Origin of the sequence: Protofrankia sp. Cas3, assembly GCF_963555955.1 — a bacterium.
In the GTDB taxonomy this organism is placed as follows: Bacteria; Actinomycetota; Actinomycetes; order Frankiales; family Frankiaceae; genus Protofrankia.
This window is the reverse complement of the sequence record NZ_CAUVXP010000154.1, coordinates 1-14,259: the sequence shown is the minus strand read 5'-3', so window position 1 is coordinate 14,259 and position 14,259 is coordinate 1. Positions and strand designations below refer to the sequence as shown.

Genomic DNA, 14,259 nt, shown 5'->3' with positions numbered 1-14,259 from the left:
CCCTGGCGGTCTGCGCAGCACCTCTTATGGGACACTGCTCGACACGCGGCCCCAGGTCATCGTCGAGAAGGCGATCAAGGGCATGCTGCCGAAGAACAAGCTGGGTAGGGCACAGGGCACCAAGCTCAAGGTCTACGCGGGGCCAACCCATCCCCACCAGGCTCAGCAGCCCCATCCGTTCGAAATCATCCAGGTCGCGCAGTAAGCCGCGGACCATCTGACCAGGAAGGACAGACGACGTGGCTGTCGTGACCGACGCCCAGGGCAACCCTCGTGCCACCGGTCGGCGCAAGGAGGCTGTTGTCCGGGTACGCCTGCTGCCGGGCAACGGCAAATGGACGCTCAACGGGCGTTCCCTGGAGGAGTACTTCCCCAACAAGGTTCACCAGCAGCTTGTCAACGAGCCGCTCAAGGCGTTGGACCGCGCCGAGTCCTACGATGTGGCTGCACGCCTGCACGGTGGCGGCGTCTCCGGCCAGGCCGGCGCACTTCGCCTTGCCCTTGCGCGGGCGCTGACCGTTGCCGAGGAGGAATCCCGTCCGATTCTGAAAAAGGCGGGCTTCCTGACTCGTGATCCCCGGGTCAAGGAACGTAAGAAGTACGGCCTGAAGAAGGCTCGGAAGGCACCTCAGTACAGCAAGCGCTGACGCGCTGACCTCGCGGGATCTCGAAGTGGCGAGGCTCTTCGGTACCGATGGCGTGCGCGGGGTCGCCAATGTCGATCTCACCGCCGAACTGGCATTGGCGTTGTCGGCGGCGGCTGTGGGGGTGCTCACCGAGCACCGCGTTGCTGGCAGTGGGCGTCCGGCCGTAGTGGTAGGCCGTGACACCCGGCCGTCCGGGGAATTCCTGGAGGCCGCGGTCGTCGCCGGTCTCGCGTCGGCCGGCGCGGACGTCCTGCGGATCGGTGTCGTGCCCACACCGGCGGTGGCTCATGCGGTGATCAGCTCGAACGCGGCCCTCGGCGTGATGCTCTCGGCGAGCCACAACCCGATGCCGGACAACGGCATCAAGTTGTTCGCGGCTGGCGGGCGCAAGCTCCCGGACGAGATCGAGGACGAGATCGCCGAACGTCTCACGGGTCCCGCGTCGACCCGTCCCACCGGCGCGGCGATCGGGCGGGTCCGTGACGACGGTGCTCTCGTGGAGAGCTACACGGACTTCCTGCTGGCGACCGTGCCCGTCCCGCTGACCGGGCTTCGGGTCGTGGTCGACTGTGCGCAGGGTGCCGCGTCCCTGTTGGCGCCGCGCGTGTTGCGCACGGCCGGTGCCGACGTGATCGCCCTGCATTCCGACGGGGACGGGACCCGGATCAACGACGCCTGTGGCGCGACCCACATGGAATCGCTGCGGGCCGCCGTGGTGCAACACGGCGCTGACGCCGGCATGGCGCACGATGGGGACGCCGACCGTTGCATCGCCGTCGACGCCAATGGTGAGGTCGTTGACGGTGACCAGATCCTCGCGCTGTGCGCTCTTGCGCTGCGTGAGCGTGGCCAGCTTGCCGACAACACCCTCGTGGTGACGGTGATGTCGAACCTCGGCCTGCATCATGCGATGCGGGACGCCGGCATCGAGGTGATCACGACCCCCGTTGGTGACCGTTACGTGCTTGAGGTCATGCGTGAGCGGGGACTGTCCCTCGGTGGGGAGCAGAGCGGTCATGTCGTCTTCCTTCGCCACGCGACGACCGGGGACGGGTTGCTCACGGCGTTGCAGGTGCTGGGCCGGATGGCCGAGACCGACCGCCCGTTGGCGGAGCTGGCGAAGGTCATGACACGGCTGCCGCAGGTGTTGGTGAACGTCCGGGGCGTCGACCGGTCGAAGGTTGCCACCTCAGCTGAGTTGGCCGCGGCGGTGGCGGCGGCCGAGGCTGAACTGGGCGATGAAGGTCGGGTTCTGCTGCGTCCGTCAGGCACCGAGCCCCTGGTACGGGTCATGGTGGAGGCACCGACCACCGCCCAGGCGCAAGCGGTGGCCGCACGCCTGTCCGCGATCGTCCAGAGCGCCCTCGGCTAAGAGCGCCCGGCAACGGACCCTTGCCATTCGACGCATCCACCCAAACAGGTGTGGCAGCACTCGCACACTGCCTCGGTTGCGTACCCTGACCGCATGTGTGGGATCATCGGGTACATCGGTGGACAGTCGGCGCTGGATGTCGCTCTTGCGGGGCTGCGCCGCCTGGAGTATCGAGGCTACGACTCGGCGGGCATTGCAGTGGTCGCTGACGGCCGGCTCCGTGTTGTGCGCAAGGCCGGCAAGCTGGCGAATCTGGAGAAAATGCTGGGCGAGGCGGACACCGGCCTACCCGGGACCACCGGCATCGGCCACACCCGCTGGGCGACGCACGGCGGTCCGACGGACGTCAATGCACATCCGCACACCGACTGCACAGGCGCCATCGCTGTGATTCACAATGGGATCATCGAGAACTTCGCGAGTCTGCGGGCCGGCCTGGAGAGCGGCGGGCATGAGCTGACCAGCGAGACCGACACCGAGGTGGTCGCACACCTTCTCGAGATCGAACTCGCTGGGATGGCCGCTGCCGGCGGTGACGCAACGGCGGGTGTGAGCCCGCTCAGCGAGGCGCTACGGCGGGTCTGCGGCCGATTGGATGGCGCCTTCACACTCGTCGTCGTGCATCGTGATCATCCAGACGTGGTGGTGGGTGCGCGCCGCAACAGTCCGCTGGTCGTGGGCCTGGGTGCGGGTGAGACCTTTCTGGCCAGCGACGTCGCGGCGTTCATCGCGCACACCCGCAGCGCGTTGGAGATCGGGCAGGACCAGGTGGTCGAGGCCCGCCGCGACGGGGTTACCATCATCGACTTTGCCGGCGGCGTTGTCGAGGGCCGCCCATACCATGTGAACTGGGATGCCAGCGCCGCGGAAAAGGGCGGTTTCCCTTATTTCATGCTGAAGGAGATCAGCGAGCAGCCGACGGCGCTCGCGGACACGCTGCGTGGACGTCTGTCGAACGCCGGCGAGATCGTTCTGGACGAGGAGCGCCTTTCCACCCAGGACTTCCGTGACGTCGACAAGGTCTTCATCGTCGCCTGCGGCACGGCCTACCATGCCGGGCTGATCGCCAAGTATGCGATCGAGCACTGGACGCGGCTGCCGTGCGAGGTCGAGATGGCCTCGGAGTTCCGCTACCGCGACCCGGTCCTCGACCGTTCAACCCTGGTGATCGCCATCAGCCAGAGCGGCGAGACGCTGGACACCCTGATGGCGGTCAAGCACGCACGGGACCAGAAGGCCAGGGTGCTGGCGATCTGTAACACGAACGGGTCGACCATCCCACGGGAGTCCGATGCCGTGCTCTACACCCGGTGTGGCCCGGAGGTCGGTGTCGCTTCGACCAAGACCTTCCTCGGCCAGGTCGCCGCGTGTCTGCTGGTCGGCCTGTACCTCGCACAGGCCCGCGGTGTCCTCTACGGCGACGAGGTCGCGCGGTACGTCGAGAAACTGCAGACCACCCCGATGCTCGTGCGCGAGACCCTGGCCACGGTCGAGCCGATAAGGGCGCTTGCGCGCACTCTGGTCGACGCCAAGGCGGTGCTGTTCCTCGGCCGCCATGTCGGTTACCCGGTAGCACTGGAAGGCGCTCTCAAGCTCAAGGAGCTCGCCTACATGCACGCCGAGGGCTTTCCGGCAGGCGAGCTGAAGCACGGGCCGATCGCGCTCATCGAGCCGGGTCTGCCAGTGGTGATCGTGGTGCCGTCCCCGCGGGGCCGTTCACACCTGCATGGGAAGATCGTTTCCAACATCCAGGAGGTGCGTGCCCGCGGAGCGCGGACCATTGTGATCGCCGAGGAGGGTGACACCGTGGTCGAACCCTACGCGGAGCATCTGATCCGGGTACCGGAAACACCGACCCTGTTCGCGCCGCTGGTGACGACGCTGCCGCTGCAGGTCTTCGCGTGCGAACTGGCCCTCGCCCGTGGCCTCGACGTCGACCAGCCGCGCAACCTCGCCAAGTCGGTCACCGTGGAATGACGCCTGGCAATACAGGGCCGTGGCATCGGCGCCCGTCGATGCCGGCCCGCCGGCATGGTCAGCCGGTCGGGTGCGGGCGTCGCCAGCGGGTCGCGGCCTCCCGCAGATCCATCGCCAGGACGTCGTTGACGGCCGCGAGGTCGACAACCAGGTCGACCAGGCCTGGTCCGTCGAGGCTCTCGAGGAAGTCCCGCAGGTCGATCGGCTGGCCGTCGGCGTCGTAGAAGCCGTCGTCGGTGCTGTCGAAGTCGTCGTCGTCCTCACCGGGGTCGATCGCCCCGGTGGCCACGAGAGCGAGTGCGACGGCGTGCGCACAGAACTGTTCGACGGCACCGGTCGGACACGTACAGGTCGACCCCGGCGTCCCATCGATCACTGACAGCTGGGTCTGGGTGGGTTGGTCACCGTCCACGGTGCCGGACGCACTGCTCGGTCGGATCCGCAGGTCACCGACTCGTCCCTGCAACGCGAGGGCGACGCCGCGGGTGAACTCGCCCAGGCCCGCGAGGCGAGCGCACTCGTCCTCGTCGAAAACGGCGTGCAACGGGGTGATGGCGATGTCGTCATGTCCGTTTGGCCCCGACTGGTTGACGATCATCGGGCAATTCTACGAGACCTGCGCTCGGCGGGCGCAGGGTCCTGGCACCTCGGGCCGTGGCTCACGTCTGCCACCCGGCTGAAGGCGGTGCGATGCTGTTTGTCGCATCGCCGGAGGCGTGCTGGTGGGCTGGTATGGCTGAAGGCGGTGCGATGCTGTTTGTCGCATCGCCTTCAGCGTGCCGGGCGGGGTCGACCGCCCGAAGCCGTTCCCGGACGCGCGAGGGTGCGTTTGACGGTGCGACGGACAGCTTCGACGGAGAGCATGGCCGCTATGAGATCCGCCCATTCGGTGATCCAGGTCAGGGATGCCGAGGCGCCCCTGCTGGCCAGCCTGCCACCTGGCGCCCTGATGCAGCGGGCCGTGCACGGCCTGCTGTCGCATGTGGCACGCCGGCTCGGTCGGGTGTACGGCGCCCGGGTAGTCGTTCTCGCCGGAAGCGGTGACAACGGCGGTGACGCGCTGTGGGCAGGTGCGCTCCTTTCGGCCCGGGGCGCCCGGGTGGATGCGCTCGCTCCCGGGCGGACGCATCCGGCCGGGACGGCGGCCCTGCTCGCGGCGGGCGGACGCCTGCACCGCCTGCCCGGTCCAGACCCGGTTGGCCAGCGGCCGGTACGCGCCGGCGCGCCGACCGGCGATGACACCGCCGCGGGCCTGGTGGCCGCGGCTGACCTGATCCTGGACGGCATGCTCGGCATCGGTGGGAAGGGCGGCCTGCGCGCGGGCTACGCCCAGTTGGCCGGGCTGGCCCCGGTCGGGCGCACCGTCGCCGTGGACATCCCGAGCGGGGTGGACGCCGACACCGGCGCGGTGGTGGGTCCAGCCATCCGCGCGAGCAGCACCGTGACGTTCGGAACCTACAAACGCGGCCTGCTGATCCCTCCGGGGGCTGACCACGCGGGCCGCATCGAGCTCGTCGACATCGGGCTGGTACTTCCCTGCGCGGATCTGGTCGCTCTTGATGACGCCGACGTGGCCCGGCTGCGCCCGAGCCCTCGTCCGGCGGACTCCAAGTACACCCGGGGCGTGCTGGGCCTGGTCGCCGGCAGTGACCTCTACCCCGGCGCCGCGGTGCTCGCCACCGGCGGGGCGCTGCGCGGGGCCGCGGGCTACGTGCGGGTGGTCAGTACGCCGGTGGCCGCCGACCACGTGCGTCGTGCGCACCCCGAGGCGGTGGTCACCCAGATCGACCCCGGTGACGCCGGCGCCGTTCTCGCGGCCGGTCGGGTACAGGCGTGGGCGGTCGGCCCCGGCCTGCCACCAGACGCCGGGACCGCCCGCGTGGTAGCGGCCCTGCTGGCAGGTGACCTGCCCGTACTGCTCGATGCGGGCGCGCTGGGCGCGTTGGCCGGCGATGCCCGGGGCGTTGCCGCGCTGGCGGCCCGGGCATCGCCTACTCTGCTCACGCCGCACGAGGGCGAGTTCGTCCGCCTCGTCGGGGCGCTGCGTTGGGACGCGGGGGCGACCATCCACGAACTGACCGTGGACAGGTTGGGCGCGGTACGCCGCGCCGCAGCCGAACTGGGGGCGACTGTGCTCCTCAAGGGCGCCCGTACGTTGATCGTCGATCCGGACGGGCAGGCACGGGTGAACAGCACAGGCACACCGTGGCTGGCGACCGCGGGCAGCGGTGACGTCCTGACCGGCCTGTGCGGCTCGCTGCTCGCCGGTGGGCTGGCTCCGCTGGATGCCGGCAGCGTGGGAGCCCAGCTGCACGGTCGGGCGGCGCAGCGGGCGGGCCATCCGCTGGCTGCCTCCGATCTGGCTCCGATGTTGCGGGTCCGTGGAAGGCACTGAGCAGGTGGGTGTCGTTGAGCGGGCAGACGCCTTGGCGCACTCTGCCCCGGCAGCCCTTGTTACCGTCAGAGCGCGCACGCGTGTGGTCGGCGTTCACATGCGCGGGACGATGATCGCGCGGCCTTTGGCCGGTGAGGCTGTGTGGGGCCGCCGGCCGCGCGTAGAACCATGATCGCGCGACCTTTGGCCGGTGAGGCTGTGTGGGCAGGTCAGGAAGGCTTCGGATGACACGGCAGAGCGGCAACCTACCTGCGTGCGCGGTTGTCGATCTTGACGCGGTCCGCGAGTCCGTGGCGACATTGGTCACCCGTGCCGGCAACGCCGCGACCATGGCGGTGGTCAAGGCCGACGGCTATGGTCACGGGATGCTGCCCTGCGCGCGTGCCGCGCTGGAGGCCGGTGCGAGCTGGCTCGGGGTCGCGTTCATATCCGAGGCGCTCGCGCTGCGCGCCGCCGGGCTCACGGTACCGGTGTTCGCCTGGCTCAGCACGCCCGGGGAGCCGCTCACCGAGGCGCTTGCCGCCGACGTCGACCTGTCGGTGTCGGCGCCCTGGGCGCTGGCGGAGATCGCCGCGGCCGCGCGGTTGACCGGCCGCACCGCACGGGTCCATCTCAAAGCCGACACCGGCCTGAACCGGGCGGGGGCGACCGAGGCGGGCTGGCCGTCCCTGTGTGCCGCGTCGGCGGCGCGTGCCTCCGACGGCCTGATCGACGTGGTCGGTGTGTGGAGCCACTTCGCGTTCGCGGACTCGCCCGGCCATCCGACCGTCCGCGCGCAGATCGGGTACTTCCGGGACGCGGTGGCCATCGCGGAGAAGGCCGGTCTGCGTCCGCGCGTGCGCCACCTGGCCAACTCGGCCGCAACCCTGATCAGCCCGGACGCACACTTCGACCTGGTCCGTCCGGGAATCTCGGTGTACGGTCTGTCGCCCGGACCTGCCCTCGGTCCTCCCGCAGCCCTCGGCCTGCGCCCGGCCATGACACTCACCGCTCGGCTGGCGTTGGCCAAGCGGGTGCCGGCCGGCGGCGGGGTGTCCTATGGCCACCGATACACCACCCTGGACGAGACGACGCTCGCGTTGGTGCCACTCGGGTACGCCGACGGCGTCCCGCGGTCGGCGGGCAACACGGCCGAGGTGCTGTTGGCCGGCCGCCGCCGGCGCATCGCCGGCACCGTGTGCATGGACCAGTTCGTCCTGGACGTCGGCGACGATCCCGTTCAGGCGGGCGATCAGGTCATCCTGTTCGGGCCGGGGGAGCACGGCGAACCCACCGCCGCCGACTGGGCGGACGCCCTCGGCACCATCAATTACGAAATCGTCACGAGGATCGGCGTCCGGGTACCGAGGGTGCACCTCAACGTATCCGGCCCAGCCGGCGCATCCGGGCCGGAACACGGCCTGCCGTGACCGTGACGCCAGATGATGATCACCGACGCCTGGTGGTGACTGTGAAGATGCCGGACGTCGGCGGGCTGCTTGTCCGTACCGGCCGGACTGGCGGCGGCTCGCGGGGGGCGTGGCCGGCCGGCGTCGTCGGTATTGCCGGCCTCGCCACCGCTGTCGTTGTCGGCGCGGCCGCGCGGCGGCGGTTCCAGCGCCGCTCGGACCAGACGGGCGTGCTGGCGGAGTTGTCGGCTGAGCTGCCGGATGCCTTGGCCGACGCCTTGCCGGCCGATCTGTCGGACGCCTTGGCGCCCAGGCCGCCCGATGGCGGTCCGGTACCGCCGGTCGGGGGGCGTCCGACCACGGTGATCGCGTCGGATGGCGTACCGTTGCACGTCGAGATCGTCGGAGATCCCGGCGCCGCGCTCACCCTCGTCTTCATCCACGGCTTCTGTGTCAGCCTTGACTGCTGGACGTTTCAGCGTCGCGATCTTGCCGAATGTGGGCGGTTGGTGTTCTACGATCAGCGTGCCCACGGCTCATCCGGCGCCTCCGACGTCGCGGCATGCACGATTGAGCAGCTCGGTGACGATTTGTATCGAGTGCTGACCGACGTGGTGCCGACTGGACCGGTGGTCCTTGTCGGACACTCGATGGGCGGGATGACGGTCCTTGCGTTGGCTGATGCGCACGCGGAACTGTTCGGCGACCGGATCGTCGGGGTCGGCCTCCTGTCGACCAGCGCCGGCAGTCTGGCCACGGTGACCTTCGGCCTGCCGGCGGCTGCGGCGAAGGTCCTGCGCGTCACGCTGCCCGGTCTTGCTGTCGGGATGCGCCATGCCCCGACGCTGCTGGAACGGGGCCGCCGCCACGGCAGTCAGATTGCGTGGGCCGCGACCCGTCGGATCGGCTTCGGCTCCACCGCTGTCGGTTCGCCTGTTGTGTCGTTCCTGGAGCAGATGGTGGCCGCAACGCCGCTGCACGTGATGGCCGCGTTCTTGCCTGCGCTGATCAGTCATGACAAGCTCGCCGCGGTGGCGGCGCTGGTGACCACGCCGACGCTGATTCTCGTCGGTGACGCCGATGTCATGACCCCGTTGGCGCACAGTCGGACACTGACCGACGCCCTGCCTGAAGCCGACCTGGTGGTCGTGGCCGGGGCCGGACACGCCGTCCCGCTCGAGCGCCCTGACGAGGTCAACGAGGCGCTGCGCACGCTGGTGAATCGGGCGACCGCCCGGCCGCGGGGTTTGTTGGGCCCGCAGCGATCGCACGGCCCTGATGATCTCTCCGCGTCGGCCTCGTGAACGGCTCGTCCGGGTCTACCGGGTCTGCCGAGCCCACCGTCTGGACCGACGGACCGGCCTGGATGGTCGAGGTCCCGACGGCTGGAACCATGCGCGCTGTCGGTCGCCGGCTGGCCGGGCTGTTGCGCGCCGGGGATCTCGTGATACTCGCCGGCCCACTCGGTGCCGGCAAGACTGTTCTGGTCCAGGGCATCGCCGCCGGACTGGGTGTCACCGGGGCGGTGACCTCGCCGACCTTCGTGATCGCCCGGGTACACGATGACGGGCGGCTACCCCTGGTGCACGTGGACGCCTACCGTCTGGGCGCGGTCGCTGAAGTCGAGGACATCGATCTCGATGCTGAGATCGAGGAGTCTGTGACGGTTGTCGAGTGGGGCTCGGGGCTGGTGGAGGGCCTGGCCAGCGGGTATCTGCGGGTCGAGATCGAGCGGCCGCCCGAGGCCGCGCCGCTGCCCGGTTTCGGCGATGTCGACGATTGTGATGACAGCGGCGTCCGTGTCATCCGGATGGTCGGTAGCGACCGCGGATGGTCGACCCGCCTGCGGTCGTTGTGGGCGGAGGACGAGGGTGCGGTCCGGCCGCCGCCGGGGTTCCACCGGCCCGAACCACCCGATCATGCGATCTGATCGAAGATCCACCGGGCAGGCCCTAGGCTGTCAAACGTGCTGCTTCTCGCTGTTGACACGGCGACACCCGCCTGCTCGGTCGCACTGGTGGACGTCCACCGGGGTCAGCCCGCCGCCGGATCGGCGAGCGTGGCCACCGCGGCTGGGGCCCCGACGGCCGGGGCCATGGCGGTTGAGGGCATGGCGGTTGAGGGCATGACGGGACGGGCGCAGCGGCGGGTCGTCGATCCGCGAAAGCACGCGGAACTGCTGGTGCCGTTGATCCGGGAGGTTCTTGACGAAGCGTCGGCACGCCCGGGTGACCTCGACGCCATGGTGGTTGGCATCGGCCCAGGGCCGTTCACCAGCCTGCGGGTCGGCGTGATGACAGCCGAGGCCTTCGCCGATGCCCTCGGCTTGCCTGCTTATGGCGTGTGTTCGCTGGACGGTGTCGGTGCTGACACCTCGGGCAGAGTGGCCGTGGCGACCGACGCGCGGCGCCGGGAGGTGTACTGGGCGGTGTACCACAACGGTGAGCGGGTGGACGGGCCGTCTGTGGGCCGGCCACAGGTGGTCGTCGACGAGCTGCGGCGGATGTCGGTCCACCGGGCGGTCGGCCCCGGCCTGCACCTGTATCCGGACGTCTTCGCGGATTTCGCCGACCTCGCCGACCTCGCAGAGCCGGCGGACCCGGGCTATCCGTCCCCGGTCACCCTCGCCCGCCTGGCCGGTGCGGCGGTCCTGGCCAACCGACCACCCGCGCCGCTCGTCCCGCTGTACCTGCGCCGGCCGGACGCGGCGCAACCGCGCCCGCCGAAGGCGGTGGCCCGGTGATCGGCAAGATGACGATCAGGACAGACCCGGCGACCGGGGATGCGCCGACACCTGGGCGGCGGGACGAGGTGACCCTCGTGCGCCTGCGCTGGTGGCATCTTGACGATGTCGCCGAGCTGGAGCAGGAGATCTTCGCCGAGGATGCCTGGAGCGCCGAACTGTTCTGGTCGGAACTCGCCCAGGGCGAGACGCGCCACTATCTGGCCGCCGTGCGCGGCGGGCGGATAGTGGGTTACGGGGGGCTTGCGGTCCATGACGATGAGTCCTACGTGCAGACCGTCGGCGTCAGCACGGATGCCCGCGGCGGCGGGGTGGGTACCCGGTTACTCGTCGCGCTGTTGCGCCACGCCCGGATACGCGGCGCTCACCGTTGCGACCTGGAGGTGCGCACCGACAACAGCACGGCCCAGGCTCTATACCAGCGGCTTGGTTTTGTCAATCTCGGTGTGCGCAAGGGCTATTACCAGCCGTCCGGAGCCGACGCCTACGTGATGTCTGCTCGTCGCATCGACACCAACGACTACGGTGAGCTACTGGACGCGGTGGAGTCGACGGTGTCCCGGTGAGCGGGGCTCGCGCCGGTCCCACGGCCCCGGTGCGGGGTGACGCGCCGCTGGTACTGGGTATTGAGACCTCATGCGACGAGACCGGCGTGGGTTTGGTCCGCGGTGGCGTTCTGCTCGCCGACACCCTCGCGTCGTCCGTGGACGAGCACGCGCGCTACGGCGGGGTCATCCCGGAGATCGCAGCCCGGGCACACCTGGAGGCGATGGTTCCGACCGTCGAGCGGGCACTGTCCCAAGCGGGGCTGCGCCACTGCGACGTCGACGCGATCGCGGTCACCGCTGGTCCGGGCCTTGCCGGGGCGCTGCTGGTCGGTGTGGCCGCGGCCAAGGCGTATGCGTTCGCGCTCGGCGTCCCGCTCTACGGTGTCCATCACCTGGCTGCGCATGTCGCGGTGGACACCCTTGAGCATGGAGCGTTGCCCAGTCCGTCAATGGCGTTGCTGGTCTCCGGTGGGCATTCGTCCCTGCTGCTGGTACCGGACCTCGCCACCGGCGCGGTGATCCAGCTCGGGGCCACGGTCGACGATGCAGCGGGCGAGGCGTATGACAAGGTTGCCCGGCTGCTCGGGATGCCGTTTCCGGGTGGACCGCCGATAGATCGGGCGGCCCGGGACGGGAGCCCCACGATTGCGTTCCCGCGCGCGAAGGCGGGCGACGGTACCTTCGACTTCTCCTTCAGCGGACTGAAGACCGCGGTGGCCCGCTGGGTGGAGGCGCGCAACCGCGTGGGCGAGCCGGTGCCCGTCGCCGACGTCGCCGCGTCGTTCCAGGAGGCCGTTGTGGATGTGTTGACGGCCAAGTCGGTCGCGGCCTGCAGATCGCACGGGGTGGACACCCTGGTGATCGGCGGCGGCGTGGCGGCGAACAGCAGGCTGCGGTCGCTCGCGGCGGCGCGGTGCGAGGCCGCCGGTATCACCCTGCGGGTGCCGCGGCCCGGACTGTGCACCGACAACGGTGCGATGGTCGCCGCGCTGGGCTCCCTTCAGGCCGCGGCCGGAGTCACGCCGTCCCCGCTGGACATTTCCGCCACCTCGATCCTTCCGTTCTAGCTTTGTCGGGGCCGCCGGGCGTGCGTAGAAGCATGATCGCACGCCCTTTGGCCGTTCTAGCTTTGTCGGGGCCGCCGGGCGTGCGTAGAAGCATGATCGCACGCCCTTTGGCCGTTCTAGCTTTGTCGGGGCTTAGAGCGCCCGGCATGGTCGAAGATGGGGTTGTGGTTGATGTGACGCGCATGTGGGAGGCGCACGCGGCCGAGGGATGCCTGGATGGGCTCCTGGCCTGGTTGGATCAGGCTCTGGCGGGCACATCGGCGGAGATCTACCGTGGCGTCGGCGACAGTGGAGACGTTGTCGTCGTTCTCCTCCATCCGCAGGGGAGCGAACCGTCGGTGGGCGGTAAACCATCGACCGCCGCCGCCGCCGCCGCGTCCGTCCTCGATGGTGTCCCGCCGAGCCTTCTCGCTCGGTCCGCACGGGGGTGGGACTTCATGCGCGTATCGTCACGCGGACGGAATACCAATAACCAGGAGGGGGCCTGATGGAAAGAAGCGTTGTCACTGGAGGTGCCGGTTTTCTGGGGTCGCACCTGTGCGAGCGGCTGTTGGACGAGGGCCATGAGGTCCTCTGCCTGGACAACTTCGTCACGGGGACACCGGCGAACGTCGCTCATCTTGCGGACCGCGAGGGATTCCGGCTGGTCCGCTGCAATGTAACGGATTACGTTCATGTTCCTGGTCCGGTCGATTACGTGTTGCACTTCGCGTCGCCGGCGAGCCCGATCGACTATCTGCATCTACCGATCCACACCTTGAAGGTCGGCTCGATCGGTACGCTGCACGCCCTTGGCCTGGCGAAGGAAAAAGGCGCGCGTTTCATACTGGCGTCGACCTCGGAGGTCTATGGGGACCCGCAGGTCCATCCACAGCCCGAGAACTACTGGGGCCATGTCAACCCGGTAGGGCCGCGCGGCGTGTATGACGAGGCCAAGCGGTTCGGCGAGGCGCTGACCATGGCCTACCGGCGAAGCCACGCGGTCGACACCGGAATCGTCCGGATCTTCAACACCCACGGGCCGCGGATGCGTCCCAACGACGGTCGGGCGATCCCCGCCTTTGCGACCCAGGCCCTGCGCGGTGAACCGATAACGGTGGCGGGCGACGGCAGTCAGACCCGGTCGATCATCTATGTCGACGATCTGGTCGAGGGAATCGTGCGGATGATGTTTTCCGGTCATCCCGGCCCGATGAACATCGGCAACCCCTACGAGTTGTCGATCCTCGAGCTTGCCGAACTCGTCCGTGAGGTTGCCAAAAGTGAATCGGAGATCTCGTTCATTCCGCGGCCGGAGGATGATCCGACGATCCGGCAGCCCGACATTTCGTTGGCCCGTGACGTCCTGGGCTGGGAACCTGTCGTCGATCTGCGGACCGGTCTCGATACCACGGTTTCCTGGTTTCGGGAGCATCCCGATGTCATCAGCCGGGCGCACTAACGTGGCCGCGGGCCATGGTGGGCCGCCCGGGTAGTCCGGACCCGTTGTCCTTCGGCCGCCGCCGGATCGGGTCCCGGTCGGGTCCCGGTCGGTGCCCGTCGCGCCGGCGGACCGGGTCGGGCCCGGCCCGGCGGCGGCCGGCAACTCCCGGTCGTGGCCGGGTTTGGCGGGCTGACCGGCGACCACGGCTGCGGACTCGCTTGACAGTTCCGACCGTGTTGGTTGACGTGGGCGAGGTGGGTGCTAAGTTGGCACTCGGCACACGAGAGTGCCAGCGACAGCAGGCGCCTGTTCCCCCGCGACGGCAGGCCGCCAGGGTCGCTCTCTCATCCAGCGCAGGAAGGGGGAGGTCGATCGTGACGACCGCCACCAAGGTTGCAATCAAGCCGCTCGAAGATCGTATTGTCGTCCAGCCGTCAGACGCCGAGCAGACCACCGCGTCAGGCATCGTGATCCCGGATACGGCCAAGGAGAAGCCGCAGGAGGGCACCGTCCTCGCGGTCGGGCCCGGCCGGTTCGAGGATGGCAAGCGGGTTCCGCTCGACGTTACGGTTGGTGATGTCGTTCTGTACAGCAAGTACGGCGGCACCGAGGTGAAGTACGCCGGTGAGGAGTACCTGGTTCTCTCCGCCCGCGACGTGCTGGCGATCATCGAGAAGTAGGCCTGTCTCCGGCAGGATC

The 14,259-nt window shown here is 69.4% G+C and carries 15 protein-coding genes; 14 read left to right on the top strand and 1 reads right to left on the bottom strand.

Annotated features, from left to right (window positions below; genetic code table 11):
- The 4 genes from U9983_RS22305 to glmS form a co-directional block, all read left to right on the top strand.
- On the top strand, positions 1-205 hold a 205-nt coding region (locus tag U9983_RS22305), incomplete at its 5' end, for an uL13 family ribosomal protein (RefSeq protein ID WP_322755893.1).
- Between the two features lie 34 nt (positions 206-239).
- Complete coding sequence (gene rpsI / locus U9983_RS22300; RefSeq protein ID WP_322747182.1) at positions 240-647, top strand: 30S ribosomal protein S9; 408 nt, start codon at positions 240-242, stop codon at positions 645-647.
- Positions 648-672: 25 nt separating this feature from the next.
- Entirely contained in the window at positions 673-2,019 is a 1,347-nt protein-coding gene (gene glmM, locus U9983_RS22295; RefSeq protein WP_322755892.1) for a phosphoglucosamine mutase, read from the top strand.
- Between the two features lie 93 nt (positions 2,020-2,112).
- The gene (gene glmS / locus U9983_RS22290) at positions 2,113-3,996 is read left to right on the top strand and encodes a glutamine--fructose-6-phosphate transaminase (isomerizing) (protein WP_322755891.1); all 1,884 of its coding nucleotides are present in this window, start codon (positions 2,113-2,115) and stop codon (positions 3,994-3,996) included.
- A 58-nt stretch (positions 3,997-4,054) separates the two neighbouring features.
- Here glmS and U9983_RS22285 read toward each other — a convergent pair whose 3' ends face one another.
- On the bottom strand, positions 4,055-4,594 hold the full coding sequence (locus U9983_RS22285; protein WP_322755890.1) for a hypothetical protein: 540 nt from the start codon (positions 4,592-4,594) through the stop codon (positions 4,055-4,057).
- A 273-nt stretch (positions 4,595-4,867) separates the two neighbouring features.
- On the opposite strand from U9983_RS22285, the gene U9983_RS22280 reads away from it, so the two are divergent.
- The 10 genes from U9983_RS22280 to groES all read left to right on the top strand — a co-directional run bounded on the left by U9983_RS22280 (position 4,868) and on the right by groES (position 14,240).
- Positions 4,868-6,391 (top strand): NAD(P)H-hydrate dehydratase, encoded by a 1,524-nt coding sequence (locus U9983_RS22280; RefSeq protein ID WP_322755889.1) that lies wholly within the window; start codon positions 4,868-4,870, stop codon positions 6,389-6,391.
- 224 nt (positions 6,392-6,615) lie between these two features.
- Positions 6,616-7,800 (top strand): alanine racemase, encoded by a 1,185-nt coding sequence (gene alr, locus U9983_RS22275; RefSeq protein WP_322755888.1) that lies wholly within the window; start codon positions 6,616-6,618, stop codon positions 7,798-7,800.
- A 32-nt stretch (positions 7,801-7,832) separates the two neighbouring features.
- On the top strand, positions 7,833-9,083 hold the full coding sequence (locus U9983_RS22270; RefSeq protein WP_322755887.1) for an alpha/beta hydrolase: 1,251 nt from the start codon (positions 7,833-7,835) through the stop codon (positions 9,081-9,083).
- Between the two features lie 62 nt (positions 9,084-9,145).
- Entirely contained in the window at positions 9,146-9,709 is a 564-nt protein-coding gene (gene tsaE / locus U9983_RS22265; protein WP_322755886.1) for a tRNA (adenosine(37)-N6)-threonylcarbamoyltransferase complex ATPase subunit type 1 TsaE, read from the top strand.
- Positions 9,710-9,745: 36 nt separating this feature from the next.
- Entirely contained in the window at positions 9,746-10,522 is a 777-nt protein-coding gene (gene tsaB / locus U9983_RS22260; protein WP_322755885.1) for a tRNA (adenosine(37)-N6)-threonylcarbamoyltransferase complex dimerization subunit type 1 TsaB, read from the top strand.
- Between the two features lie 8 nt (positions 10,523-10,530).
- On the top strand, positions 10,531-11,088 hold the full coding sequence (rimI, locus tag U9983_RS22255) for a ribosomal protein S18-alanine N-acetyltransferase (RefSeq protein ID WP_322747191.1): 558 nt from the start codon (positions 10,531-10,533) through the stop codon (positions 11,086-11,088).
- Complete coding sequence (tsaD, locus tag U9983_RS22250; RefSeq protein WP_322755884.1) at positions 11,085-12,137, top strand: tRNA (adenosine(37)-N6)-threonylcarbamoyltransferase complex transferase subunit TsaD; 1,053 nt, start codon at positions 11,085-11,087, stop codon at positions 12,135-12,137. Before rimI ends, tsaD begins: the two co-directional genes overlap by 4 nt.
- A gap of 164 nt (positions 12,138-12,301) precedes the next feature.
- Complete coding sequence (locus U9983_RS22245; protein ID WP_322755883.1) at positions 12,302-12,625, top strand: hypothetical protein; 324 nt, start codon at positions 12,302-12,304, stop codon at positions 12,623-12,625.
- Positions 12,625-13,578: a UDP-glucuronic acid decarboxylase family protein gene (locus tag U9983_RS22240; protein WP_322755882.1), complete on the top strand. Its 954-nt coding sequence runs from the start codon at positions 12,625-12,627 to the stop codon at positions 13,576-13,578. The genes U9983_RS22245 and U9983_RS22240 overlap by 1 nt, the downstream gene beginning before the upstream one ends.
- Positions 13,579-13,931: 353 nt before the next feature.
- The gene (groES, locus tag U9983_RS22235) at positions 13,932-14,240 is read left to right on the top strand and encodes a co-chaperone GroES (RefSeq protein ID WP_322747238.1); all 309 of its coding nucleotides are present in this window, start codon (positions 13,932-13,934) and stop codon (positions 14,238-14,240) included.
- Positions 14,241-14,259: the final 19 nt, after the last annotated feature.